This window comes from uncultured Roseobacter sp., assembly GCF_947499265.1.
In the GTDB taxonomy this organism is placed as follows: Bacteria; Pseudomonadota; Alphaproteobacteria; order Rhodobacterales; family Rhodobacteraceae; genus Roseobacter.
This window is the reverse complement of record NZ_CANMNK010000003.1, coordinates 106,058-131,760: the sequence shown is the minus strand read 5'-3', so window position 1 is coordinate 131,760 and position 25,703 is coordinate 106,058. Positions and strand designations below refer to the sequence as shown.

The window sequence follows — 25,703 nt, the reverse complement described above, 5'->3', positions numbered from 1 at the left end:
GATACAGCCGCATCCGGTCGTTGCTCCGTGCTCCTCGGTCAAGATGCGCTAGCTTTGTCGCACGCCGGAGAAGCGCGCTTGCCAAGCTTCGCGGTCCTCATCGGTTACTTTTGCGAAGAGCACCTCCGGCACGACAAAGGCTTGATCGGGTTTCAGCTGGGACAAAAATTCGTTCATGTCTTCAGGCCAAACCGCTTCATCCACCTGCAGGCTCTTCAGGATCGCCGCACTTGCATCCGGCAGAAATGGCGCTGAAAGGACAGCGTAGAGATGCGCCAAATTCAGTCCGAGACGGGTTTGCATCGCGGCCTTGTCCGGGTCGCTCTTGAACGTCGTCCAGGGTGCGACGCTTTGCAGATACTCGTTGCCGCTGACCCAGATGGCGCGCAGTTCTTGTGCTGATTTTCTGACCTCCATGGCCTCCATCAACGCCCCATAGCGCGCGCATCGTTCGGCAACATCAGCGATGACTGCAGTTTCCTCCGGTCCATATGCACCACCGCCCGGCACGACCTCACCAAACTTCGAGCGGCAGAACTTGGTGATGCGGCTGATGAAATTGCCAAGGACATCCGCAAGATCCTTGTTCACGGAGGATTGGAAATTCTCCCACGTGAATTCAGCATCGCTACTTTCAGGCGCATGGCTGAGCAGCCACCAGCGCCAGTAATCTGCGGGCAGCAACTCAAGCGCCTGATCCATGAAAATCCCACGCCCCTGTGAGGTAGAGAACTGTCCGCCGTCATAGTTGAGATAGTTGAAAGATTTCAAATGATCGACCATCTTCCACGGCTCGCCAGAGCCGATGAGGGTGGCGGGGAAGCTGAGGGTATGGAACGGCACATTATCTTTGCCCATGAATTGGGTGTAGCGCACGTCAGACGCGCCCATGTCGGTACGCCACCACCTTTGCCAATCCGCGTCGCTCAGCCCGTTCGCCGCGGCCCATTCCCCGGCGCAAGCAATGTATTCGATGGGTGCGTCGAACCAGACGTAGAAAACCTTACCTTCCATCCCTGGCCAGTCTTCGGTGCCTTTGCGGACCGGAATACCCCAATCGAGATCACGGGTGATGCCGCGATCGCGCAGGCCATCGCCGTCATGCAGCCATTTTTTGGCAATCGAGGTGGTGAGCACCGGCCAATCCGATTTGGAATCGATCCAGGCATCCAACTGGTCCTTGAGCTCTGATTGACGCAGATAAAGGTGCTTGGTTTCGCGCACTTCCAGATCGGTCGATCCGGAGACAGCAGAGCGCGGATCAATCAGATCGGTCGGGTCCAGCTGTTTTGTGCAGTTTTCGCACTGATCCCCCCGGGCTTTGTCATAGCCGCAATTTGGGCAGGTGCCTTCGATGTAACGATCCGGCAAAAATCGCCCGTCAGCGTGGGAATAGACCTGTTTCTCGCTGATCTCATTGATCAGACCGGCATCGTCCAGACGCCCCGCAAAATGCTGGGTCAGCGCGTGGTTTTGTGGGCTTGAAGACCGACCAAAGTGATCAAAAGACAACCTGAATCCACGTGCAATTTCCGCCTGAACCGCATGCATCTCGGCGCAGTATTCCGCGACCTGTTTACCCGCCTTGGCCGCGGCCAATTCCGCTGGTGTGCCATGTTCGTCCGTCGCACAGAGAAACAAGACCTCATGACCGCGCGCGCGCATGTAGCGCGCAAACAGATCCGCTGGCAGCTGGCTGCCAATCAGATTACCAAGGTGTTTGATCCCGTTGATATAGGGAATGGCCGACGTGATCAGGTGGCGCGCCATGGCTGTGCCTCTCGTATTCCAGGTATTTGGCCTTCATCTACCGCAGCTTTGCTGCAAGGGCCACGGTGAATTCTCGGGAGGATCGCGTTCTGGTCACTCGTCAGTGCGCGCGCGACTGCGCCCGGTAAGCCGTCCGATGATAAATGACGTCCGTGGCGCATAGGTATAGCGGGTTCGATCCACGGGGGACGGGCGGATGCGCATGCGGCTCAGGCCAAAGATCACCAGCAGCATATGGCCCACCGCCATCATCACAAAGAGCGCTTTGGGCCCGAAGCTGTCGATCAGGAGCGAAGCCGCATAAGGGGCGGCGATGGCCCCAAGGGCAAAGTAGAACATCAACGCGGCGGAAAGCTCGACACGTTCGTCGTCGCTGGCAAAATCATGGGCATGGGCGGCGGCAACGGAATAGATCGGAAAGGTGGTCAGACCAAAAAGCCCGGCGGTGAGCATGATGCCAAGGGTGCCGAGCCCTGCCGCAAAGATCGTCAACGCCGAACTGGCAATGGCTGCAATCGAAAGCCAGATCAGCACCCATCGACGGTCGTATTTATCCGCGATCCAGCCCACTGGGTATTGCGCCAGCGCACCGCCAAAGACGAATGCCGTGAGGAAATAGGCGATTTGCTCATTGGTCAATCCAACCTCGGTGCCATAGACCGGTCCGACCATCCGAAAAGACGCGCTGGACAAGGCCGCCACGAGCACGGCAGCCGCCGCAAGGGGGGACCGGTCGCGGGCAAGACTGGGGCGCAGGCGGGGCGAGGCGGGCGTTTCGGGTTGCCGCACGGTTGTCAAAGTTAGTGGAAAGAGTGCTGCGCAGCAGATGATGGCGAGCAGGTTGTAGGAGATGAAATGCGCAGGCTCCAGAAAGCTGATCATCATCTGTGCCGCCATTGAACCGGTCATGTCGACAATCCGGTAAACGCCCATGGTGCGCCCGCGCGATGCATTTGTGACCTTGGCCTGAAGCCAGGCCTCGATGACGGTATAGCAGCCCGCGACGCACATGCCCGAAGCAACCCGCATCAGCGCCCAAGCGTAGGGGTCGACCACCAGCATATGGCTCATCAGGCCGATGGCGCCGGCAGCGGTGAAGGCGGCAAAAGCGCGCGAATGTCCAACGCTGCCCATCAGCCGTGGCGCCCACCAGCAGCCAATGAAAAACCCCAGGAAATGCGCCGAACCCAACAGGCCGATCTCTTGTTTGGTGAAATCCAGTTTCAGCCCGGACAGAACGTCGAGGGGGCCGACGCCGCCGGAAGAGAGCTGCAACAGCATCACGGATAAAAACAGGGCGGCGAAGGAAATGAGCAGGCGCATGATCCGCCCAGCCATAGACTATTGAAACCTCGGACCTATCGGTTATTCGACAAAGCGCGTCGTTTTCAGCCGCGCGCGCGAATTTCTGCGAGGATGTCCAGATCAACCCGGTCGGCTGCGAGTTTCGGAAAACCGGCGGCACCAAATTCCGAGCGGCTCAACGCGCCGGTGAGCCGGATGTTCAACACAGACAGATCATTCGCGGCGGTGCCCGCCGGGCGGGTGAGCTCCGCGTTCAAACGCAAGGCGCGTGTCACACCGCGCAGGGTGAGGGCGCCGTCGACCTGCGCACCTTCGGAAATACGGCCCCGCGCGCCCAGGATGATCCGGGTTGTGGTATAGCGCACGATGGGGTGGTTTTCGGCATCCAGAACCGAGGGGCTGAGCAAGGCCTGTTTGACAAACAGAAGGCCAGCCTTGGCCTGTCGAATATCCGTGGTGACGTCGGCGCTGGAGGCCGCCAGATTGTCCGGATCCACGCGAATATCTGCGGTGCGCACAGGCACGGTGCCGGTTTGCGCCGCGCCGTTGAAGCTGAAGATGAAGGACACGCGCGACCGCTCCGCAACCAGATCGTAGGGTCGGGCGGCGGCCAACCCCTTTGTGGCCCAACTGGCCAGTCCGGCGGCAAGAAGCATGCGGCGTGAGATCGGCAGGGACATGGCGGTGCGCTTTCTTTGGGTCCCTCTTTAGATAGGATCTTGAGCTGGCTTGCCAATCACGTCACGCAGCTTTGATTTCCGGCGAGCGCATCATTGCCGGGCGATGCCTGCTTTTAGAGCAGCGGCTCAAGCGGCGCGTTGGGTGAACATGAAAGGGCGCAAAGTTATAAAATGCCATCTGGGTGCTATGCCCCTGTTTTCTCACACCATCTCTTTGCGCCTTAAAGTGGCTTGCGGAGATGATCGGGAAAGTTACTGTGCATCCCGAAAGACAAGGGAAATTCCGCAATGAAGATGAACCGGCTCGGGCGCACAAATATCGACGTATCGGAGTTCTGTCTGGGCTCGATGACATGGGGCACACAGAACACCGCAGAAGAGGCGCATGACCAGATTGACCGCGCGCTTGACGCAGGGATCAACTTTATCGATACGGCGGAAATGTATCCCGTGAACCCGGTCAGCGCAGAAACCATCGGTCGCACCGAGCGGATCATAGGCCTTTGGTTTGAACGCGACATGCGCCGGGGCGATGTGGTGCTGGCCACCAAGCACTCCGGGGAAGGTATGGCCGCGGTGCGTGACGGCGCGCCGATTTCCTCCGACACCATCGCGGAGGCCGTCGAGGGATCGTTGCGGCGCCTCAAGACCGATTACATCGATCTTTATCAGTTTCACTGGCCAAATCGTGGCAGCTACATGTTTCGCAAGAACTGGGCTTATGATCCCTCCGGGCAGTTGATGCTCGACACCCAAAACCACATGGAAGATGCCTTGGGGGCGCTGCAGGATGAGGTCAAGCGCGGCACCATCCGCGCCTTCGGTCTGAGCAACGAAAGTGCGTGGGGGACCACCAAATGGCTGGAAGTCGCAGACCGGGTGGGCGGGCCGCGCGTTGCCTCGATCCAGAATGAATATTCGCTGCTCTGTCGGCTTTATGATACCGATCTGGCGGAAATGAGCCTGCATGAAGAGGTGCCGCTGCTTGCGTTTTCACCTTTGGCTGCGGGGCTTCTGACCGGTAAATATCAAAACGGGGCTGTGCCTGCCAAATCGCGCATGTCCCTCAGCGCTGATTTGGGCGGGCGCAAGACCGACCGCGCGTTCACGGCTGTGGACGCCTATCTGGAGATCGCCCGGGAGCACGGCCTCGATCCGACCCAGATGGCGCTGGCGTGGTGCAAAACGCGTCCCTTCATGGGGTCCATTATCTTTGGGTCGACGACCATGGAGCAGTTGGAAGTCTGCCTTGGCGCGATTGACCTTGAGTTGGATGATGCGGTCATCGCCGATATTGACGCCGCCCACCGTCAGCATCCGATGCCCTATTGAACGTGGCAAGATCTGACCGGCGCTGACGGGCAGACACACCAAAACGCTGCCGGTAGGCTCTTGCAAAGCTTGATTGCGAAGCGAAACCGGTGATCAGCGCCACATCCTGCAGGGGCAGGGCGGTTTGGGTGACCAACCTGTCGGCTTCGCCGAGCCGGAGCCCCAGGTAATAGGCCTGGGGTGTGGTGCGCAGGCTCGCCTGAAACTGCAACTGCAACGCCCGCAGGCTGACGCCGAGACGGCGCGCGATGACCTTGATCGGGATCGGATCTTCAAGGTTGGCCTGCATCACATCCTGCGCCCGTGCGGTGAGAGGGGCGTTGTGCACGCGCGGTCGCTGACGGCCTTGCGGTCGGGCAGGTGTTGGTACTGCATCGTAGATGAAACTGCTGGCAACACGTTCGGCCAAGGCCGCCCCGTGATGCTGCGCGATCAGGTGCAGCATCATTTCAAGCGCCGGGGCCGCCCCGCCACTGGTCAGCCGGGAGCCGCTGTCGACGAACCGCGCATCGACACATGTGACCGCGGCAAAGCGTTGCGCAAAGGCGTCAAGATCTTCCCAGTGGGTGGTGGCCCGGTGACCGTCCAGCACCCCGGCCTGCGCCATGATCCAGGGCCCGCCATCGATCCCGGCCACCCGCGCCGCACGCGCCGCAAGCCGCCGCAAACTTGATCGTAGCCTGGGTGTCGATTGCGCATGCAGATTGAATCCTGCGACGACAATCAGAACATCACAGGTTGTGACATCATGCAGCGGTGCAGCTGGAATGATCAGGCCGCTGGTCAACGAGACATCGCGATTTTCCGGGGTGGCGAATTGCCAGTCGAAGAGGTCCCGGCCCGCTTGCCGGTTGGCCGCGCGCAGGGGATCGACGGCGGCCGCGAAGGACAGCGTATTCGCCTCATCCAGAACCAGAAAGATAGTGTGCAATTTTTCTGCGGATTTCATCAACTATGCTTCGTATTACGGCAAGTCCTATGGTTTCTTTTGCGGCATCGTGGCGCCAATCACAAGGGAGAGACCGATCATGCCGCTAACCATGTCCAATGAGGTTTTCATCACCTGCGCGGTAACAGGATCCGGCGGCACGCAGGATCGCAGCCCACATGTGCCGCGGTCGCCGAAAGAAATCGCAGATAGCGCTATTGCGGCGGCCAAGGCCGGGGCCGCGATTGTGCATTGCCATGTGCGTGATCCAGAGACCGGTGCGCCCAGCCGCAAGCTTGAATACTATCGTGAGGTCACGGACCGTATTCGCGATGCGGATGTCGATGTGGTGCTGAATCTCACCGCGGGCATGGGCGGTGATATGATTTTTGGCGACACCGAAAACCCGCTGCCGCTTGTCGCCGAAGGCACGGATATGATCGGGGCCAGCGCACGGGTGGCGCATGTGGCGGAGTGTCTGCCGGAGATTTGCACGCTGGATTGCGGCACGATGAATTTTGCCGAAGCCGATTACGTCATGACCAATACGCCCGGTATGTTGACCACGATGGGCCGGATGATGACCGACCTGGGCGTGAAACCCGAAATCGAGGCTTTCGACACGGGCCATCTTTGGTATGCCAAACAACTCGTGGCGGACGGTGTGCTGGAGGCCCCGGCGTTGGTCCAACTCTGCATGGGGGTGCCCTGGGGCGCGCCGAATGACCTCAACACCTTCATGGCGATGGTCAATAACGTGCCGCCTGACTGGACCTTCTCCGCCTTTTCGCTTGGTCGCAATCAGATGGCTTATGTGGCGGCGGCCGTGCTGGCGGGCGGGCATGTCAGGGTCGGTTTGGAGGATAATCTGTGGTTGGACAAAGGCGTGCTGGCGGAAAACTGGCAGTTGGTGGAACGCGCGGGCACCCTTATCGAGACGATGGGTGCGCGGGTAATGGGCCCCGCCGCTGTGCGCGAGAAGCTGGGGCTGGTCAAACGCGCGCCGACACCATGATGCGGGCAAGTGGCCTTTCTCTGATATGGCATGTTTACGCGCGTCGCAGCGTCTGCCTTTGGGCTTTATGCGCTGCGGGTTTGTGGCTCGCGGCCTGTGCTCCCACAGCTGATCCCGGGTTTCGCGACCCCGAAGTGCAGATATCGGCCACAACGCGGTTTTCGCCGCGGGCGTTCGCCGGCACGTGGCATGTCATCGAAGCCTATCCTACGGTCTTTCTGCCCGGGTGTGCGGATCAGCGCTGGCAAGCGGATACAGCAACAACGCCGGCGCGTTTCGCTGTGTTTTGCGGCGGTGGGGGGGCAGCCTATGATGCGCCTGTTGCGATCGATCCACGCGGTGCGCTGCAATTGCAGAGCTCTGATCTGGACATCCCCGCGCGGGCACTTTGGGTGATGTGGATGGATGAGGATGCGCAGACGGCTGTGATTGGCACGCCATCGGGGGAGATGGGATGGATCATCAACCGGACACCGGATCTACGGGCGGACCGCCTGACTGCGGCTCGCGAGATCATGGCGTTCAACGGCTACGACGTCACCGATTTGCAAGGGATTGAGGGATGAAGATAGCGGCAATCATTGGCGGCGGCGTGATCGGTGGCGGTTGGGCCGCGCGCTTTTTGCTCAATGGGTGGCATGTTCGGATCTTTGATCCAGACCCGGAGGCGCAGCGCAAAATAAGCGCTGTGCTGGGCAACGCGCGCCGGTCCTTGCCCGGACTTCTGGATGTGGCTTTGCCCGCCGAAGGCGTTTTGACTTTTCATACCAGCATCGCGGAGGCGGTGGAGGGTGCGGCGTGGATACAAGAGAGCGTGCCCGAGCGGCTGGAGATCAAGCACGAAACCTTTGCCGAGATTCAACAGGCTTGCGCGCCGGATGCGGTGATCGGATCCTCCACCTCGGGCTTCAAACCGTCCGAATTGCAACAAGGTGCCTTGCGCACGGGTCAGATCATGGTCTGTCACCCCTTCAACCCGGTTTACTTGCTGCCGCTGGTCGAGGTGGTCACGACCAAGGAAAATGACCAAGGGCTTGTTGCGGCGGCGAAACAGGCGCTGACCGACATTGGCATGCATCCGCTGCACCTGAAAAAGGAAATCGACGCGCATGTGGCGGATCGGTTTCTCGAAGCGGTGTGGCGTGAGGCGCTCTGGCTGGTCAAGGACGGGATCGCCACAACCGAGGAAATCGACGACGCGATCCGCTATGGCTTTGGCATCCGCTGGGGGCAGATGGGGTTGTTCGAGACCTACCGTGTGGCGGGGGGCGAGGCCGGGATGAAGCATTTCATGGCGCAATTTGGCCCTGCGTTGAAATGGCCCTGGACCAAACTGATGGATGTGCCGGAGTTCACCGAGGAGTTGGTGGACCTGATCGCGGGGCAGTCGGATGCGCAATCCGGGCATCACACCATCCGTGATCTGGAACGTATCCGCGACAATAATCTGGTGGCGATGATGCGCGCGCTCAAAGTGCAGAATTGGGGTGCGGGTGCCTTGCTGGCAGGGCAGGAAGCGCGGCTCCGCGCAGGTTCGGAGCTTGGTCAACGGGCTGCAGATGTGGCTGATCCGGCGGCCCCGGTGTTGACGATCCGCCGAGCCGTGCCGCTCGACTGGACCGATTACAACGGCCATATGAATGAGGCAAAATACCTGCAAGCCTTCGGCGATGCCACGGACCGTTTCATGGAGCTGATCGGCTGTGACGCTGAATACATCGCCTCGGGCGGCAGCTATTTCACCGCAGAAACCCACATTCGGCATATCGATGAGGTACATGCGGGCGCGATCATCGAGATACGGACCCGCGTGCTGGGCGGTGGCGGCAAAAAGATGCACCTCTGGCATGAGATGTTTGAGGGGGATCGATTGCTGGCCACGGGCGAGCATTTCCTGTTGCATGTCCGCCTTGAAACCCGGCGACCCGCGGATGCGAGCCCTGACATTGATGCCGCTTTGCGCCGCTTTGTCGAAGCCCAGGCGGATCAGCCGCGCCCGGAAGGGGCAGGCCGCAGCGTTGCCGCGCCGCGCTAGGCCGTTTTGCACAGGGACGGAGTAGCCCGCGCCACCAGCACTGTCTTTCCGCCTGAAATGCCGCGCATCCTGTCTCCGGACAAACGAGCGTCGTTGATGATCGCGCCGCCCACGTCCGACCGCGGCCTCTGGTGACTGCCCGCCATTTGCGGCAAGAGGGGCCCATGGATTTTCCTGTTTTTGATTTCTGGGTTGTCGTCACCTTTGCCGCCGCGACATTTCAAACCCTGCGCTTTATGCTGCAAAAGGTCCTAGCCACGGCGACGCTCTCGCCTGCGGGGGCCACATTCGCGCGGTTTTTCTATTCCGCGCCTCTGATCGCGCTGCTGGTGGCCCTCTACATCCGCGAGACAGGGCAGCATCTGCCAACCTTGAGCACCACCTTCTGGGCCTACGGTCTGAGCGGCGGTCTGGCACAGGTCATCGCGACCATCTCCGTTGTCACCTTGTTCAAATCGCGCAACTTCATCGTTGGCGTCACGCTGATGAAAACGGAAGTGATCCTATCCGTCGTCATCGGCCTTATCCTGTTGGGAGAGGGCGTCAGCCTCCCCGCATTCGGGGCCATCGCCCTGGGTCTCATCGGTGTTTTGCTGCTGTCGACACCCCCCGACGTGAAGGGGTGGGGCTGGCAGGAGATGTGGAACCCCGGCGTGGGTCTGGGCCTTGCCTCCGGCGTCCTCTTTGCGGTGTCGGCGGTGTGCTACCGGGGGGCGTCGCTGCAGATCGCGGCGGAGGATCCCTTGCTGCGCGCCGGCGTGACACTTGCCGCAGTGACCGCATCGCAGTTCATGGGCATGGGGCTCTGGCTGATCTGGCGCGACCGGGCGCAGATTGGGGCCGTGTGGCGCGCGCGCCGTGTGGCGGGCTGGATTGGAATGCTGTCGATGGGTGGCTCATACGGGTGGTTTCTTGCCTTCACTTTACAGACGGCAGCCTATGTCAAAGCTGTGGGGCAGGTGGAGTTGGTCCTCAGCCTGATCGCCTCTGTGCTGTTTTTTCGCGAAAAGCCGAGCCTGCGCGAGTTGGCGGGTGTTTTGGTCCTGTGCATCTCAATTCTGGCCCTCGTCCTGCTGATCTGACCGGGGGGGCTGCCTCGGGCGTGAACGCGGTCGGGCCGGGGGCAAATTACCCGGTCACGATGGCATTGGATGCCCGCGCAGGCGCAAAAACAGGCTTTCTTCGTCATTATTCTTGAAGAACGGCACGCTTTTGGGCGGGTTCCGGTCGCAAACCCGCGCTTCAATTTCGGCCAGAACCACTTCGGTGATGAAAGGCATGTCAAAAGACCGCGCCTCGCGCAGCGCGACCCATTGCAGGTGGGACAACTCATCGGAGGCGGCGGAAAAATCATCCGGATCTCCCGCCAGATCATCGGCATCCGCCAGAAAAAAACGCGCATCAAAGCGTCTGGGACGGCCGGGCGGCGTCAGCGCCCGGAACACGAACTGCAAGCCGGAGGCGATGGGCACATGCCCTGTTGCTGCAAAACCTTGCCAATCCGCCGGTACTGTCGTGGTCCAATCCCCGGGTTTCCCCAAAATCAGCCCGGTCTCTTCCCAGAGCTCCCGAATCGCCGCAACGCCAAGCGCATGGGCCAGCCCATCTTGAGCGTCCTCCGCAAGGCGACTGATGCAGGGCTCGCTGAGGGCAGCAGCCAGGGGAACATCTGCGTCGGCGGCATCGACGGCGCCGCCGGGAAAAACGAACTTGTTGGGCATGAAGGCGGCCTTGGCACCGCGCTGACCCATCAGAATGCGCGGATCGCTGTGCCGGTCGCGCAGGACAATCAATGTTGCTGCATTACGAATGGCGCTCTTGTCTGTCATGCCGCAGCCCCTTTGTTCATGCGGGCCGCGCAACTATGGCTCAGGCCGTCTGGCCAAACCCACCCATACGGCGCGCCCACTGATAGCCCACGATGGCCCCTTTCAGTCGTGGTAAAAGGTAGAGGGACAATCCAACGCAGCCAACTGCAAAAATCGTGAACAAGGTCAGCGGTTCAGGTCGCCAGGTGACAAAAGCAACGTGCAAAAGCGGCGCCATCAGGTGACCGACAAACAGAATCGTCAGATAGGCCGGGCCGTCATCGGCGCGGTGGTGGAACAGCTCTTCGCGGCAAACCGAACAGGTATCATTCACTTTCAGATAGGATTTCAACAACGGACCATTGCCGCAATGCGGACATTTCCGCCGCCAGCCCCGCAGCATGGAGCGCTTGGTGTCGCGCTCTTGCACGTCATCCACACTTGTTGCCGGGGCATGGGTCAATCCGCTGTCGTGGGTCGCATCGGTCATGGAGCGCATCCTTTATCTGGGTGCCTACTTGCGCCTTTCATACGGCAATTAAAAGGTGTGGTGGTGTCGCTGCGGCGGGATGTCGCGAAATATTGCACAAAATTATTTGCGACGGAACTGTGCGGGTGCCGCGTTGAAGAGATGTCCGGCCCGAAAACAGGGCCTCTAGGATGGACATACTTTTGAGGAGTAGAATGATGAAGAATACTGTGTTTATCGGGCTGATCGCGGGGACTGCCATTGCTCTTGCAGGGGGCACTGCCTTTGCCAGAGGCGACCGAGGTGGTGCGCCGATCGACTTTGAGACACTGGACACCAACGGCGATGGCCAGATCACGCTGGAGGAAATGCAGGCACGTGGCGCTGCGCGGATTGCGAGCGCTGATACAGATAGCGACGGTTTCCTGAGCCTTGAGGAATTGGAGGCTGCGGCTTCAGAACGGGCCAAAACCAGCGCCAGCCAGATGTTGGAGCGCCTCGACGCAAATGAGGATGGCAAGCTCTCCGCCGAAGAAATTGAGAAGCCCGGGCGCGCAGATCGTCGGTTCAACCGTGCGGATGCGGATGGGGATGGGGCCATAACACGGGCGGAATTCGATGCCGCCGTGGCCAAGATGAGAGAGCATCGCGATGGCCGCAAAGGGTCGAAATAACCCTGTTCCCGCCTTCCCGCCACGGCGCGCCTTGATTGCTGCGCCGTGGCACCCTATCGATGCTCAGGATGGAAATGCCGTCAGACGCCCTCACGACGCTGCCCGACGACGCGCTTCTGGTGCTCTACGCCAATGGCGACCGCCATGCGGCGCAGGCGTTGACGGCGCGCCTTTTGCCGCGGGTATTCCGGCAGGCCCGACACATGTTGGGTGATGCATCCGAAGCGGAGGATGTGGCGCAGGACGCGATGGTGCGTCTGTGGCGCATCGCGCCGGATTGGCGACAGGGAGAGGCGCAGGTCACCACATGGCTTTACCGGGTGACCGCAAATCTCTGCACGGATCGCCTGCGGAAAAGGCGCGGGGTGGGCCTTGATGAGATTGCCGAGCCCGAAGACCCGGCGCCAAGCGCCGCACAACGGCTGCAGGACCGCGCCCGCGGCGATGCGTTGCAGCAGGCATTGGATCAATTGCCTGAGCGCCAACGACAGGCGGTTGTCTTGCGGCATATCGAAGGGTTGCCAAATCCGGAGATTGCCGACGTGATGGAAATATCGCCGCGTGCCGTCGAAAGTCTGACCGCGCGGGGCAAACGTGCGCTGGCGGCCCTGCTGGCCGGGCGGCGCGCAGAATTGGGGTATGATGATGAAACAGCATGACAACGAGGAAACTGTCGAGGTTGATGCGCTGTTGAAGGCGGCGCGTGATCCTGTGCCGGATGTCCCCGACGGTTTGACGGCACGGGTGTTGGCGGATGCGGCAGCATTGCAGCCCGCGCAGATGGGTGTGATGCGGGAAAAGCCAGGCCTCTGGGTGCGATGGACGGATCTTTTGGGGGGCTGGCAGGGCATGGGCGGGCTGGTTGCCGCCACCTGTGCGGGCGTCTGGATCGGTCTGAACCCTCCGGCAGCTTTGCCGGACGCGGGGGTCTTGCTCCTGGGGTACGAGACCGCGGATTTTACGACGACAACGGCGGAACTGACCAGTTTTGGCTGGGATTTGAACGGGGAATAGAAGATGGCTGACGAGATGGATCCCAAACCCAGGCTGGCCCGCCGCTACAAAGTGCTTCTGGGCGTGTCGCTGGCGCTCAATCTTGCGGTGGCAGGATTGGTCGCGGGCACGGCGTTTCGGCATGGCGGGGATGGCATGCGCGGTGTGCGCTCTGCCGGGTTTGGCGCCTATGGGTTGCCCTATATGATCGCGCTGCCCAAGCCGGAGCGGCGCGATGTGATCCGCGCGGTGCGGGCGGATCGCGAGGGTGGGGTGCCTGATCGTGCCGCCCGCCGCGCGCTCTACTCCGAAGTTCTGACCGCCTTGCGCTCTACGCCTTTTGATGCGGAGAAATTGTCTGTTGCCATGAGCGGTCAGGCCGATGCGGCGATCCGCGTCCAAAAGTCCGCACAATCCGCATGGCTGGAGGTGATCTCGCAGATGAGCGATGCGGAACGGAGCGCTTATGCCAATGAGGTCGAAGAGGTCTTGCGCCGTGGCCCACCCCATAAAAAGCCCGCCAAAAAATAGAAATCGGCGAGGAGATCAGGCCGCGGGACGGTTGAGGTTCACCTGATTGCGGCCCTGCATTTTGGCGGCGTAGAGCGCCTTGTCAGCCGCATCGAGCAGCACATTTGCATCCTGTTGTTCCGGCCGCTGCTGGTTGGTGCGCAGCCCGCCGATGGTGACACCAATTGAAACCGTCACCTTGATGAGTTCGTTGCATCCCGGAACCTTGAACCCGCGCCCGCCGATCTTGCGACACAAGCGGCTTGCCGCGGCACGGGCTTCGGTAAGTGGGGTCGCCGGCATGACGATGAGGAATTCTTCCCCCCCGATCCGCGCGATCAGGTCAACGCCGCGCAGGTTGTCGCGCAGCCGCCGGGCCGTTTCCACCAGAACCGCATCGCCCGAGGCATGGCCGTAAACGTCGTTGATCCGTTTGAAATGGTCCAGATCCGCCACCATCACCGCAAAGCTGCGCCCGGTTGCGGCGGAATGCTCCGCCACCCGCGCCAGATGCGGCATCGCATAGCGCCGGTTGTGCAATCCGGTGAGCGGGTCCGACACGGCGGCCTTCAGGCCAGTGCGCACGGTGGCGCGCAGCTGATCGGCAATGCGTTTGCGGCGCATCATGGCCTTGACCCGCAATGTCAGTTCCGCAGGCTCAAACCCATCGGTCATCAGGTCGTCGGCGCCAAGATCGAGCGCATAGGCGCCCAGCCCTGGGTCGGGGCGGGATTGCATCACGAGAATCCCTGCGTGCCGGGTGATGGCTGTTGCCCGGATCGCCGCCAGCAGGCGCAACACATCGCTGTTGGACGTGTCGTTTTCAGCCAGGGTCAGGATGAAGACATCCGGGACTTTGTCCGGCGACAAGTCCCGCAGGGCGGTTTCAGGAGCGGCATAATTGAGGTTCGTGCGCAATTGCTGGCGCAATACGTTGATCCAGTTGTGCGAGACATGCGCATCGGCGCCGACGAGCACCGCGCGCCCGGCAGGCCCGAAATCCATGGTTTCTTCCGCGAACCCCAGGGCGCGGGAGGTGTCATCGCGCATTTGCCATTCTGCCGCCGTGTTATGCGCGCGGATCAGGCTGCGCACCCGCGCCAGCAAAAGCGTGTCATCAATGGGTTTCAGCATGACATCCTGCACGCCCGCTTCGAGCGCTTTGAGCCTTGTGTCTGCGTTCGGTCGACATCCCACCACCATCATCGGAATGGCGCGGGTTTGCGGGCTGCGTTTCAAACGACGACACAGCTCAGCAGCGTCACAGTCCGGCAAGGCCATCGCGGAAATGATCAGGTCGGGGTCATGTCTGAGGGCGGCAACACAGGCCTCATCGGCGGTCGCGGCCTGAACCACCTCGTAGAACGCAGAGGCGAGTTTGACCTTGAGGACGATGCGATTTGTCGAGATCGCATCCACTATCAGTATTTTGCCCTGCACGCTTTTTGCGTCCTTTCTGGGGTGATGAACCGCTGATCGACATTGCGCTGAATTTGGTTAACAAAGGGTTTCGAATTTAAGGCAAATTGCAGGCAGGCAATCATGATCACGCGGGAATCCGCCGAGGTGCTGGCGCTCAAGATATTGGGCTGGCTGGCGGGAAACAAAGAGCTGTTACCCGTTTTTCTGGGTGCGACGGGCGCATCGGAGACGGATCTACGGGCAGGGGCGTCGGACCCGGTCTTTCTGGGGTCCGTGCTCGATTTTATCCTCATGGATGACGCCTGGGTTGTGCAGGCCTGCGATACGATTGGCGCGGGATATGACACGGTTTTTCAGGCGCGACAGGCACTGCCCGGCGGCGAACAGGTGAATTGGACATGAGCATGATCAAAGGGGTTCTTTTCGACAAGGACGGCACGCTTTTCGACTTTGCCACGACCTGGGAAGCCTGGGCTGCGAGTTTCCTGGAGCGCCTTGCCAAAGACCGTGCTGGGGCTGCTCATCTCGGGGCGCAGATCGGTTTCGACTACCATGCGCGCCGGTTTGCCAAGGACAGCGTGGCCATCGCGGGAACGCCTGGGGATGTGGCCAGCGCCCTGATGCCCCATCTTCCGGGATATTCCTTTGAAGCAACCATCGATCTGTTGAACTCCGAAGCCGCGAATGCGCCGCAGGCCGAGGCGGTGCCGTTGATCCCATTCCTCTCAGATTTGCAGCACCGGGGGTTACGTCTGGGCGTGGCCACCAACGATGCCGAGGCCCCGGCACGCGCGCATCTCTCCTCAGCGCAGGTTCTTGATAAATTTGACTTTATTGCCGGTTTCGACAGTGGGCACGGGGCCAAGCCCGACACCGGTCAACTGCTGGCCTTCGCCCGTGTCATTGGCACAGCCCCTGAGACAATTGTGATGGTGGGCGACAGCAACCATGACCTGATTGCCGGACGCGCGGCCGGTATGCGCTGTGTCGGCGTGCTGACCGGTCTCGCGGAGCGGGATGTTCTGGAACCACTTGCGGACGCGGTCTTTGAAAACATTGGTCACTTGCCGGGCTGGATTGCAGCACAAGACACCTGAAACGCGCGCGTATGTTCCCCGGGGCCTGACGTGTAAAAACGACTGATTGCGTCGCGAATGAGACGGCCACCCCCTTTTTGCTCTGCCCTTTATAGACGATGGGATGTGCAGAAAGGGCAGATCGATGGCCGATGTGAAGAGCAAGCGCAGGACACGGGGGGGCGGACGCGCGGGCGCTGCCACGCGGCGTGGCACGGCAGTCATCGAGCAGATGCCATGGAATCCGCCTGTCAACATCGATCAACCGACCGAGCCGCTGTCGCCTGAAGGGGTCGCGGCGATCCATGACGGGGCGATGCGCATTCTGGAAGAAATCGGTGTCGAATTTCTGAACCATGAGGCGCTGGAGATCCTGCGCAAGGCCGGGTGCACCGTGTCTGGCGAAAACGTGCGGATGGGCCGGGAATTCGTAATGGAATGGATCGCGCATGCGCCGTCTGAATTCACGTTGACCCCGCGCAACCCGGATCGAAAGCTGACGGTTGGGGGCAAGAATCTCTTGTTCGGGAATGTGTCATCGCCGCCCAATTATTGGGATATGGAGCGAGGCACCAAGGTGCCGGGCACGCGGGAGATGTGTCGGAACCTGCTGAAACTGACGCAGTATTTCAACTGCATCCACTTTGCTGGCGGGTACCCGGTGGAGCCTGTGGACCTGCACGCGTCGGTCCGGCACCTCGATGTGCTCTACGACAAACTGACGCTCACGGATAAGGTCATGCACGCCTATTCGCTGGGCAAGGAGCGCGTCGAAGACGTGATGGAAATGGTGCGCATTTCACAGGGGCTTTCACATGAGGAATTCGACGCAAGCCCCAGAATGTACACGAATATTAACTCCACCTCACCGCTCAAACACGACATTCCCATGCTCGACGGCTGGATGCGCATGGCGCGGCGTGGACAGGGGTTGGTTGTGACACCCTTTACGCTTGCGGGTGCGATGGCGCCGGTCACCATGGCAGGTGCAGTGGCGCAATCGCTGGCCGAGGCGCTTTGCGCTGTGGTATTGGCGCAGATCGTCAACCCGGGTTGTCCGGTGGCGATCGGCACGTTCACGTCCAATGTCGACATGAAGTCCGGCGCACCTGCGTTTGGCACTCCCGAATACATGCGGGCGACGCAAATGACGGGCCAACTGTGCCGCTTTTACGGGTTGCCGATGCGGTCCAGCGGCGTCTGCGCTGCCAACGTGCCCGACGGGCAGGCGATGTGGGAGACCTCCAACAGCCTCTGGGCAGCCGTGCAATCGGGTACCAACATGGTCTATCACGCGGCGGGCTGGCTTGAGGGCGGGTTGATTGCAAGCCCCGAGAAATTCATCATGGATTGCGAAATACTACAGCAAATTCAAAGATATATGGACCCAAGCGTGATTGCGACAGGCCCTGATGAAATTGCGTTGGATGCGATTAAATCCGTCGGCAATGCCGGGCATTTCTTTGGCATTCAACACACCCAGGATCGCTACACCACGGCCTTTTACCAGCCGTTCCTGAGCGATTGGAAAAATTATGAAGGCTGGGAGGTTGCGGGCGCCGTCTGGACACCGGAGCGCGCGCACTTGATGTATAAGGAAATCATCGGCAGTTTCGAAGCGCCGAAGATGGACGAAGCCATCCGCGAAGAACTGGCGGATTTCGTGGCACGCAGGAAGTCCGAAGGTGGGGCGCCGACGGACTTCTAACCGCAGATTCGACCAAATTTAATCGTTACAATTGAATGTATTGGGCCTTTCTTAACAGGTCTGTCGCATGGTCCTACTCGTGTTGGAGTAGGTAATCATGCATGGTTTGATCAATCGAGCAATTCAGAGCTTTGTCGTCGATAGATACGGTGCGGCAGCTTGGAATGCGTCTGCGAAACGGGCGAACCTCGGGTTCACCGAATTCGAAGCCATGTGGATCTATGATGACGTCTTGACGCCGCGCGTGCTTGCGGCGGTAAGCGATGTACTCGACCGGCCATATGATGAGTTGATGGAAGACATTGGCACCTATCTGGTGTCGCACCCCAATCTGGAATCTTTGCGGCGATTGTTACGTTTTGGCGGTGTGGATTTTGTCGATTTCCTGCATTCACTGGATGATCTGCCGGATCGCGCGCGGCTGGCAGTTGCAGATCTGGAATTGCCCCGGATCGAACTTCGAGAACATAACACGCAGCAATATAGCTTGGCCTGTGAGGGAAAGGTGCCGGGATGCGGGCATCTGTTTACAGGTGTTTTGCGCGCAATGGCGGATGACTACGGCGCGCTGGTGTTCCTGGAACATCAGGGGGTCGAGGATGGGACGGAGACCGTCGCGATTGCACTGCTGGAAGCAGATTTTGCCGAAGGCCGCGGGTTCGATTTGGGGGCGGGTGTCCAATGAGCGGTGGAACCAAGTATTACAAGATGCTGAATGTCATGTGCCCGATGCACGTCATTCTGAACCGTCATGGGGACATCAGCTCTGCAGGGCCAACGACACAGAAACTGTTTCCAGATCACTCCCTTGTGGGGAAATCTTTTCTCGATATCTTTGAGATCAAGAGACCGCAAGAAATCAAATCCATTGACGCGCTCCTCGAAAAGGCCGGGACGAAGCTGCACTTGCAGTTTCGTGATCCTCCGCACCGGGAGTTGAAAGGCGTTTTGATGGAAGGACCGGAGGTTGGTCAGATGGTGATCAACCTCTCTTTTGGCATTTCTGTTGTGGAGGCCGTGCAGGACTACAAGCTGACCGCCGCTGATTTTGCACCAACCGATCTGACCATAGAAATGTTGTATCTGGTTGAGGCGAAATCCGCCGCGATGGAGGCGTCGCGCCAGCTCAATCAACGCTTGCAAGGCGCGCGCATTGCTGCCGAGGAACAGGCACTCACCGATACGCTCACCGGGTTGAAGAACCGCCGCGGGATGGATCAGGTTCTGACAGAACTGATCGAAAGCGGTGAGCACTTTGCGCTGATGCACATCGATCTGGACTTCTTCAAGGCGGTCAATGACACCATGGGCCATGCCGCGGGGGACCATGTTCTTCAGGAAGTTTCATCGATTATGCTCAAAGAGGCGCGGCGCAGCGATACCGTCGCGCGGGTTGGCGGCGATGAATTCGTAATTTTGCTGCGTGACTTTGAGGATACCAGCAAAATCGACAAAATCGCGATGCGGATCATCTCGAAGCTGCGCGAACCCATTCTCTATGCCGGGGAATTGTGTGAGATTTCCGCGAGTGCCGGGACGGCGCTCTCGTGTCAATACGAGGTGCCGGACGCCGACCAATTATTGGCGGACGCGGATATTGCCCTGTACGAATCGAAAAATAGAGGGCGCAGCCGTCACACGTTCTATGTTGGTAGTCTTCGGTCGGTTGATGCCGGTTCTGAGGTGTCAGAGAGCACTCAGGAAATTGCCCGGCGGGCTTAGGCCAGATCACAATGACACTCACGCGCAATTCCGGGCACAAATAAACTCGCCCGACCAAATTGGCATGCCTTCAGCTTGAGCTTGTCCAAAAGAAATTAAGTAATTTTACCTAGGTAATTGTGCTTATTTCACCCTTTCACAAAGTATCGCACAATCCCAATCGGTGGCGGGCCAGTAAGAAGGCTTGTAACGAGAACTGTATGTGGTCAGTTATTTTGGTTTTCCAGGTTTCTGGAATGTTTGAACAAGGTGCTCGCAAAGAACCTTTTCTCAGTGGGCGCTGGTGAATGACAGAATTTTCCTCCCTGAATCGGCAAGATGCGCTCCGTATCACTGCCGCCATGAAGACGTTGGCAACCTACGTTTTCTGGCAACACCGCGAGACGGGTGATATGCTGATCGCGGACCTTCGAGAGTACCGCGACCATGATCAGGCGGAGGTGCTTCAAGCGCGGCACTTGGCCGATCACGTTGCTGTTTTGCAAAAAGTGCTTTTCATTGACGACATCTACGCCCATCCTTTGATCCGCCGACAGGACATTTTGTCTGGCCATCGCATTCGTGCCTTTGCGGGCACACCAATTTATTGTGAGCAAGGCGGCTTTCAGGGAGTTCTCTGTACCGTCGATACAAAGAGGCGACGTTGGGAAGATGATGACATTGAGCAACTGCGAAACACCGCCCGACAGATGCTTCGTCGTGTCACGACGCCGCCGGAACCATCGAAAGAGCTGGAGCGAAATTGATGAGGTACAGTGAAAGCTCGATTTGAAACGGTGTGCGCCATGATGCGCATTCGCTATCGCAATGCGCCCAAGCGGCAACGTTGTGAGGCGCAGCGATTGATCGTAACCCGCGCCGCCACGTCTGCCATTCCAGCAAGAGCACTCCGACCATGAAACTTTCACTCGGAATGATCTTGGCCTTGTGCCTCGCTGGCCTGCAATTCTTGGCGGTTACCGTGGTGGTTTTCTCGTCGTTTCTGACATCGGAACGCGTCTTGCTCGATCACGCGCGGGATCTTTTGAGCGACGTCGGCACCAATACGATCGAGCATTCCAAGGGTTTCCTGACCCCCGCAAAAGGGGCTGCCGAACTGGCGACGCGTTTGGCCGAAAACCAGGTCATTTCCAGCGATGACCGCGCGCAACTTGAAAAGCTTCTGTTCCAACAACTCCAGATTTCCCCGCAGTTTTCCGGCGTGTTCTACGGCGATGAACAGGGAAATTTTGTCTACGTCATGCGCAGCGGTGGGCCGGGGCCGTTTCGTTCGAAATTCATCTCTTATGACGGTGGGACCCGCAGCACAAATCTGATCTGGCGCGAAAACAGCTATGCGGTTGTCGAAGAACGGGATGACCCGACGGACACATATGACCCGCGCACCCGCCTTTGGTACATCGACGCGCGCGCGAAGAAACAAAGCATCTGGACGGACCCTTACATATTTTTTACCTCGCAGCAGCCGGGCATCACCGCAGCCTCCCCTGTTTTCGACGAATTAGGAGAGATCAAGGGCGTTGTCGGCGTCGATATCGGTATTCAAGCGATCTCAGAGTTTTTGTCCCGATTGAACATCGGTGAAAGCGGTAAAGCCCTGATTCTGAACGAGAATGGGGATGTTATCGCGCACCCCGATCAGGATCTGATCCGAAAAAGGAATGCGGATAACACCTTTAGCTTTGTGAATATCGGAGAAATCGGTGATCCGGTCGCGCGTGCAGCCTTCGGTGGTCTGGCGGCAAACGAGGTGATCTCGGTAGACGCTGAAATCTCGTCGCGTTTCGACTATAACGGGTCAACATTTGTGTCGACCGTCATGCCGGCGATCAGCGAGGCGCTGCCCTGGACAATCGCTGTGTATGCGCCAGAAAGCGATTTTACCGGCGAAATCAAGGCCAACAGAACCCAAAATGTCTGGATCGCGGCCTTTATCGCTTTGATGACCGGTGTTTTTGGCCTGGTGCTCGCCAACTACATTCACAAGCCTGTTCGGGCCTTCGCTGTCCGTGCCTCGCTTGTTTCGCAGGGTGAAGTCTCCTCAACCGAACCGCTGCCCAAAACCTACCGGGAGTTGGAGCGCGCAAACGAAACCCTTGTGCGCGCCATTGCCGAGCGGAAGATGTCAGAAGCGGAATTCGGTCGGACTTTTGATCTCGCCTCCCGTGGCATGGCGCAAATTCAAGCGGGGACGGGCAAATTCATCCGGGTGAATTCAAAGTTTGCCAGCATGCTCGGATATAGCGAGACCGAGATTCTGGACCTCACAGCGCATGATATTTCGCACCCCGACGATCCCGTGTCTGCGTTTTTCTTTGAAGACGGTGGGCACGAGCGATCCGGCTACCTGCATGAAAAGCGGCTGCTGCGCAAAGATGGCGGCATCATCTGGGTCAGCGAGAATGTCATTGTCATTCGTGACGATAGCGGTACGCCCTTGCACGCTGTCGTCACCGTGGATGATATCACGGCGCGTAAGGCTGCGGACCTGAAAATTCAGCAATTGAGCTGGGATTTGTCACATTCCTCGCGCGTCAATGTCATGGGACAGATGGCCACCAGTCTGGCACATGAGCTGAACCAGCCGCTTCTGGCTATCACGCAAAACATGGATACCGCTCTATTCGCGCTTGAGGAAAATGCCGGCAAAACTGACGAGTTGAAGACCATCTTGCAGGAGACTGATCGCCAGGCACATCGCGCGGGCGATATCATCAAGGCCTTGCGTGGCTTCGTCAAAAAAGACGGGATCGAAAAGGCGGAATTCGATTTTGAAGAGCTTTTGGAACAAACCCTGCATCTGGTGCGTTCTGAGGCCAAGGATAACGGGATCAAGATCGACATCTCGGCGCGGGAGTTGGAGCCCGTTTACGGGTCACGCGTTCAGATTGCGCAAGTGCTGGTCAACCTTTTGCGAAATGCGATAGAGGCCATTGCAGAGAGCGACGATACTGTCCGAACGGTCGAATTGAAGGCTGAAACGACGGACTTCGGTGTTTTGATTTCAATTACGGATTCCGGTCCGGGTTTCGATGAAGGTGCGAATTTGTTTGAACAGTTTGAAACAACCAAGGAAGACGGGATGGGGTTGGGCCTATCGATCTGCCGCACCATCGTTGACTCGCATGGTGGCAAGCTGTGGTATCAGCCCGATGCGCAGGGGCGCGCGCGCTTCATTTTCTCTCTTCCGGCTCTGACGCCAAAATCGCTGAACGAAAGACAAGATGCAGTCAGAGTCTGAGCAAACAGTTTTTGTTGTCGATGATGATGAGGACATCCGCACCTCCTTGTCTCGCGCCCTGAAGACACGCGGCTATGTCACGCGTACCTTTGGCTCGGCACATGAATTTCTGGATGCCTATGATCCGGAGTTATCGGGGTGCCTGATCCTTGACTATGGAATGCCGGAAATGTCCGGCCTGGACCTTCAGAGGGCCTTGGTCGCCCGTGGTGCCTCGTTGCCGATCATTTTCATCACCGGGCATGGCGGGGTACCTGAATCGGTTCAGGCCATGAAGCTTGGCGCGGTCGATTTTCTGGAAAAGCCCTTCCGGCAAGAAGTGTTGATCAAGCAGATTGACGCGGCATTGAAACTTGATGCGCAGGCGCGTCAGGGGCGAAACCGCGCTCGGGATGCGCGGCGGCGTTTTGAAAACCTGACGGAGCGTGAGCGCGAGATTGCCGAATTGCTGGTGTCAAACCCCTCCAGTTCTTCCAGCAAAGACGTGGCGCGGCAACTCGATATCAGCCCCAGAACGGTTGATCATCACCGCGCACGTATCCTGGAAAAGATGCGGGTGAATTCCGTTGCGGAGCTTGTCGATCTTTCGATCACAACGCATCTATTTGAAAAATCTTAATCTAATTTTCGGCATAGGTAATTTTACCTAGGTAACCACACGAATTTACCATCTTTTCGCCATAGTTCACACTCTGAGCACAGTGTGGGTGTTGGCTGTTCTGCGCAGTTTAGGCGCTTTTTTATACCGAGTGACTGAGGTCCAGTATTTAACGAGAATCTCAGGATGTTTTCGCATCCAAATTTATATCAGCAATTTTGCGAGTATGAATCGAAGGCGCGTCGTGGTCTGTAAAGCACTGTCAGATTGCGGCGCGTCTTCCTTATCTTCATGACATGACTGCCGAGCCATAGGCTCCATCTTGACGCGCACAGGGCAGGCGCTGCGTACAGCAAGCGTCATATGCGCTGAAATGCATCCTTCGCCCGGCAAGGGTCTTGTTTGATTTCCCTGAAAACAAACCGGCTTTTCCCGAAAACCCCTTCTTAGCGGATCGTGGTTGGCGACAGGAAGCATAGGTAGATGGAAAAGTGGTAGCCCGTAGGGGAATCGAACCCCTCTTTCCAGGTTGAAAACCTGGCGTCCTAACCGATAGACGAACGGGCCACGTGCTTGTGAGCGGTTGATTAGGCAATCCGTGCGCGGCGCGCAAGCGGAAATTTTGCCCAAAGCCAATAAACTTTAACGCAGTGCGCTTTCAGGAGGGGGCGGCGTCCTCCAGGCGCAATTGCACGCTTTTGCGTCCGCGCCAGGTGTTGATGTCCAAACGTCCCGCCAGGTGAAAATGCTTGCCACCTTGGTTTTCCAGCGCAGGCCCCAGAGGACCGTCAAAAGCGCCAAAGCAGATCGCCTCCATGGTTGTGCCACCGGCATCACCAAAAGAAAGCTTGAGATGGCTTTCGCCCACTCTTTTGGCAAACCGAATGGCCATATCTGCAAAAACATAGCGCGGGGCGGGGGCGCTGGCGCCGAAGGGCCCGGCCTGCTCAACCATCTCCGTCAGCTCCACGGTGGCAGCTGCGGGCATCAACAGCCCGTCCAGTTTCAGATCCGCGGCGCCTGCCAGGTGGGCGCCCTGCTTTTCGAGCAGTTCCGTTAGGCGGGCCATCGCAGCCTCCAGCTTGTCCTCCGCCACCGTCAGACCTGCAGCCATCTTATGCCCCCCGCCCTTGAGCAACAGGCCTTCTGCCGCCAGCCGTTGAATGGGCTGGCCCAGATCGACGCCCGAGATCGAGCGCCCGGATCCTTTGCCAATACCGTCTTCGAGGCCGATCACGATGCTGGGACGCCCAGAGGCATCTTTCAGTCGCGAGGCCACAATCCCCACCACGCCCGGATGCCAGCGCGGTCCGGCAGCCCAGACCAGCGCGCTGTCCAGCCCGCGTGTCTCCGCCTGATCAAGGGCCGCCGCGCGCACGCTGGCTTCAATCTCGCGGCGCTCGGTGTTCAATACGTCCAGCCGTTCGGCCAGGGCCGCGGCCTCATGCGGGTCTTCGGTGGCCAAAAGCCGCGCGCCGAGGTCCGCAGCCCCGATCCGCCCACCGGCATTGACCCGCGGCCCGAGCAGGAAACCCAGGTGATAGGCGGTCGGTGCCGTGTCCATCCGTGCCACATCGGCGAGGGCCGCCAGACCGGGGCGTTCGCGGCGCGCCATCACCCGCAAACCCTGGCGCACAAATGCGCGGTTGACGCCAATCAGCGGGGCTACATCGGCAACGGTAGCCAAGGCCACGAGGTCGAGCATCCCCATCAGATCCGGGCCGGATGTTTCGGCGCCGCGCAGCTGTCGCCCCAGTTCAACGAGTAGCAAAAACACCACGCCCGCCGCGCAAAGATGCGCGAGATCGCCGGTTTCATCCTGCCGGTTCGGGTTCACGACCGCCAGCGCGTCGGGCAGGGTTTCAGCGCCCAGGTGGTGGTCCAGCACCAGTACATCGGCACCCTTTGCCGCCGCAATCGGGCCGTGCGACAGGGTTCCGCAATCCACACAGATGATCAAATCATGATCGGCGGCCAATTGCGCCATGGCCTCCTCGTTGGGGCCATAGCCTTCATCAATCCGGTCGGGCACGTAGAGCGTCGCCCCATGCCCCATGTGGCGCAGCCAGATCAGCAAAAGGGCGGCAGATGAGCCGCCATCCACGTCATAATCGGCAAAAATGGCGATCCGTTCGCGTTTTTTCAGGCCGCTCAGCAGCCGCGCGGCGGCTTTTTCCATGTCTTTCAATGCCTGTGGGTCCGGCAGCAGCTCCCGTAAGGACGGGGATAGGAACCCCTCCGCTTCGAGGGGGGGCACCTGACGACGGGCAAGAATCTGCGCCACCGCAGCTGGCAGGCCGGAATGCTGGGCAATTGCTTCGGCGGCGCGCTCCACCTCGATGGGCGGGCCAACCCAGCGCCGCCCGGTCAGGCTGCTTTCGACGCTGAGGAAGCTCACCCCAAACCCCGCCGGGCGC

General features: G+C 59.3%; 25 protein-coding genes and 1 tRNA gene. 17 read left to right on the top strand and 9 right to left on the bottom strand.

Features of this window, described 5'->3' with window-relative positions; all coding sequences use genetic code 11:
* Window positions 1–48 precede the first annotated feature (48 nt).
* The 3 genes from metG to Q1A63_RS08775 all read right to left on the bottom strand — a co-directional run bounded on the left by metG (window position 49) and on the right by Q1A63_RS08775 (window position 3,755).
* Window positions 49–1,770 carry a methionine--tRNA ligase gene (gene metG / locus Q1A63_RS08785; protein ID WP_298971267.1) on the bottom strand — a complete coding sequence of 574 codons (1,722 nt, stop codon included), beginning with the start codon at window positions 1,768–1,770 and terminating at the stop codon, window positions 49–51.
* Window positions 1,771–1,863: 93 nt separating this feature from the next.
* Complete coding sequence (locus tag Q1A63_RS08780; RefSeq protein ID WP_298971614.1) at window positions 1,864–3,093, bottom strand: MFS transporter; 1,230 nt, start codon at window positions 3,091–3,093, stop codon at window positions 1,864–1,866.
* Window positions 3,094–3,158: 65 nt separating this feature from the next.
* Window positions 3,159–3,755 carry a YceI family protein gene (locus tag Q1A63_RS08775; protein WP_299631251.1) on the bottom strand — a complete coding sequence of 199 codons (597 nt, stop codon included), beginning with the start codon at window positions 3,753–3,755 and terminating at the stop codon, window positions 3,159–3,161.
* Between the two features lie 288 nt (window positions 3,756–4,043).
* On the opposite strand from Q1A63_RS08775, the gene Q1A63_RS08770 reads away from it, so the two are divergent.
* Window positions 4,044–5,087, top strand: a complete 1,044-nt coding sequence (locus tag Q1A63_RS08770; protein WP_298971272.1) for an aldo/keto reductase — start codon at window positions 4,044–4,046, stop codon at window positions 5,085–5,087.
* On the opposite strand, the gene Q1A63_RS08765 is transcribed toward Q1A63_RS08770, so the two are convergent.
* Window positions 5,038–6,036: a GlxA family transcriptional regulator gene (locus tag Q1A63_RS08765; RefSeq protein ID WP_298971275.1), complete on the bottom strand. Its 999-nt coding sequence runs from the start codon at window positions 6,034–6,036 to the stop codon at window positions 5,038–5,040. The two genes, Q1A63_RS08770 and Q1A63_RS08765, sit on opposite strands and share 50 nt — an antisense overlap.
* A 79-nt stretch (window positions 6,037–6,115) precedes the next feature.
* On the opposite strand from Q1A63_RS08765, the gene Q1A63_RS08760 reads away from it, so the two are divergent.
* The 4 genes from Q1A63_RS08760 to Q1A63_RS08745 all read left to right on the top strand — a co-directional run bounded on the left by Q1A63_RS08760 (window position 6,116) and on the right by Q1A63_RS08745 (window position 10,147).
* The gene (locus tag Q1A63_RS08760; RefSeq protein WP_298971277.1) at window positions 6,116–7,030 is read left to right on the top strand and encodes a 3-keto-5-aminohexanoate cleavage protein; all 915 of its coding nucleotides are present in this window, start codon (window positions 6,116–6,118) and stop codon (window positions 7,028–7,030) included.
* Window positions 7,031–7,110: 80 nt separating this feature from the next.
* Entirely contained in the window at window positions 7,111–7,596 is a 486-nt protein-coding gene (locus Q1A63_RS08755) for a lipocalin family protein (RefSeq protein ID WP_299631248.1), read from the top strand.
* Window positions 7,593–9,065, top strand: a complete 1,473-nt coding sequence (locus Q1A63_RS08750) for a carnitine 3-dehydrogenase (RefSeq protein WP_298971280.1) — start codon at window positions 7,593–7,595, stop codon at window positions 9,063–9,065. The genes Q1A63_RS08755 and Q1A63_RS08750 overlap by 4 nt, the downstream gene beginning before the upstream one ends.
* Window positions 9,066–9,229: 164 nt before the next feature.
* Window positions 9,230–10,147: a DMT family transporter gene (locus Q1A63_RS08745; protein ID WP_298971281.1), complete on the top strand. Its 918-nt coding sequence runs from the start codon at window positions 9,230–9,232 to the stop codon at window positions 10,145–10,147.
* A 54-nt stretch (window positions 10,148–10,201) separates the two neighbouring features.
* On the opposite strand, the gene Q1A63_RS08740 is transcribed toward Q1A63_RS08745, so the two are convergent.
* Window positions 10,202–10,894 (bottom strand): NUDIX hydrolase, encoded by a 693-nt coding sequence (locus Q1A63_RS08740; protein ID WP_298971283.1) that lies wholly within the window; start codon window positions 10,892–10,894, stop codon window positions 10,202–10,204.
* Window positions 10,895–10,934: 40 nt separating this feature from the next.
* Window positions 10,935–11,276 carry a DUF983 domain-containing protein gene (locus tag Q1A63_RS08735; protein WP_298971616.1) on the bottom strand — a complete coding sequence of 114 codons (342 nt, stop codon included), beginning with the start codon at window positions 11,274–11,276 and terminating at the stop codon, window positions 10,935–10,937.
* Between the two features lie 284 nt (window positions 11,277–11,560).
* Here Q1A63_RS08735 and Q1A63_RS08730 point away from each other — a divergent pair, with 284 nt between their 5' ends.
* The 4 genes from Q1A63_RS08730 (at window position 11,561) to Q1A63_RS08715 (ending at window position 13,540) form a co-directional block, all read left to right on the top strand.
* Entirely contained in the window at window positions 11,561–12,016 is a 456-nt protein-coding gene (locus tag Q1A63_RS08730) for a calcium-binding protein (protein WP_298971287.1), read from the top strand.
* Window positions 12,017–12,084: 68 nt separating this feature from the next.
* A complete protein-coding gene (locus tag Q1A63_RS08725) occupies window positions 12,085–12,675 on the top strand; it encodes an RNA polymerase sigma factor (RefSeq protein WP_298971290.1) in 591 nt (196 codons plus the stop codon).
* Complete coding sequence (locus Q1A63_RS08720) at window positions 12,662–13,030, top strand: hypothetical protein (protein ID WP_298971293.1); 369 nt, start codon at window positions 12,662–12,664, stop codon at window positions 13,028–13,030. The genes Q1A63_RS08725 and Q1A63_RS08720 overlap by 14 nt, the downstream gene beginning before the upstream one ends.
* Window positions 13,031–13,033: 3 nt before the next feature.
* Window positions 13,034–13,540 carry a periplasmic heavy metal sensor gene (locus tag Q1A63_RS08715; protein WP_298971296.1) on the top strand — a complete coding sequence of 169 codons (507 nt, stop codon included), beginning with the start codon at window positions 13,034–13,036 and terminating at the stop codon, window positions 13,538–13,540.
* 15 nt (window positions 13,541–13,555) lie between these two features.
* On the opposite strand, the gene Q1A63_RS08710 is transcribed toward Q1A63_RS08715, so the two are convergent.
* On the bottom strand, window positions 13,556–14,959 hold the full coding sequence (locus Q1A63_RS08710; RefSeq protein WP_298971298.1) for a diguanylate cyclase: 1,404 nt from the start codon (window positions 14,957–14,959) through the stop codon (window positions 13,556–13,558).
* A gap of 99 nt (window positions 14,960–15,058) precedes the next feature.
* Here Q1A63_RS08710 and Q1A63_RS08705 point away from each other — a divergent pair, with 99 nt between their 5' ends.
* From Q1A63_RS08705 to Q1A63_RS08670, 8 genes are all read left to right on the top strand, one after another.
* Window positions 15,059–15,343 carry a DUF3572 domain-containing protein gene (locus Q1A63_RS08705; RefSeq protein WP_298971618.1) on the top strand — a complete coding sequence of 95 codons (285 nt, stop codon included), beginning with the start codon at window positions 15,059–15,061 and terminating at the stop codon, window positions 15,341–15,343.
* Entirely contained in the window at window positions 15,340–16,038 is a 699-nt protein-coding gene (locus Q1A63_RS08700; protein WP_298971299.1) for an HAD family hydrolase, read from the top strand. The genes Q1A63_RS08705 and Q1A63_RS08700 overlap by 4 nt, the downstream gene beginning before the upstream one ends.
* A 124-nt stretch (window positions 16,039–16,162) precedes the next feature.
* Window positions 16,163–17,725: a trimethylamine methyltransferase family protein gene (locus Q1A63_RS08695; RefSeq protein WP_298971301.1), complete on the top strand. Its 1,563-nt coding sequence runs from the start codon at window positions 16,163–16,165 to the stop codon at window positions 17,723–17,725.
* Between the two features lie 97 nt (window positions 17,726–17,822).
* On the top strand, window positions 17,823–18,410 hold the full coding sequence (locus tag Q1A63_RS08690) for a heme NO-binding domain-containing protein (protein ID WP_298971303.1): 588 nt from the start codon (window positions 17,823–17,825) through the stop codon (window positions 18,408–18,410).
* Window positions 18,407–19,447, top strand: coding sequence for a diguanylate cyclase (locus Q1A63_RS08685; RefSeq protein ID WP_298971306.1), 1,041 nt, complete (start codon window positions 18,407–18,409; stop codon window positions 19,445–19,447). Before Q1A63_RS08690 ends, Q1A63_RS08685 begins: the two co-directional genes overlap by 4 nt.
* Before the next feature lie 287 nt (window positions 19,448–19,734).
* Entirely contained in the window at window positions 19,735–20,193 is a 459-nt protein-coding gene (locus Q1A63_RS08680; RefSeq protein ID WP_298971309.1) for a GAF domain-containing protein, read from the top strand.
* A gap of 149 nt (window positions 20,194–20,342) precedes the next feature.
* Entirely contained in the window at window positions 20,343–22,688 is a 2,346-nt protein-coding gene (locus Q1A63_RS08675) for a cache domain-containing protein (RefSeq protein WP_299631241.1), read from the top strand.
* Window positions 22,672–23,307 carry a response regulator gene (locus Q1A63_RS08670; protein ID WP_298971315.1) on the top strand — a complete coding sequence of 212 codons (636 nt, stop codon included), beginning with the start codon at window positions 22,672–22,674 and terminating at the stop codon, window positions 23,305–23,307. The genes Q1A63_RS08675 and Q1A63_RS08670 overlap by 17 nt, the downstream gene beginning before the upstream one ends.
* Before the next feature lie 471 nt (window positions 23,308–23,778).
* On the opposite strand, the gene Q1A63_RS08665 is transcribed toward Q1A63_RS08670, so the two are convergent.
* Both Q1A63_RS08665 and recJ read right to left on the bottom strand, forming a co-directional pair.
* Window positions 23,779–23,853: transfer RNA gene (locus tag Q1A63_RS08665), tRNA-Glu, on the bottom strand.
* Window positions 23,854–23,944: 91 nt separating this feature from the next.
* Window positions 23,945–25,684 (bottom strand): single-stranded-DNA-specific exonuclease RecJ, encoded by a 1,740-nt coding sequence (gene recJ / locus Q1A63_RS08660; protein ID WP_298971317.1) that lies wholly within the window; start codon window positions 25,682–25,684, stop codon window positions 23,945–23,947.
* Window positions 25,685–25,703 lie beyond the last annotated feature (19 nt).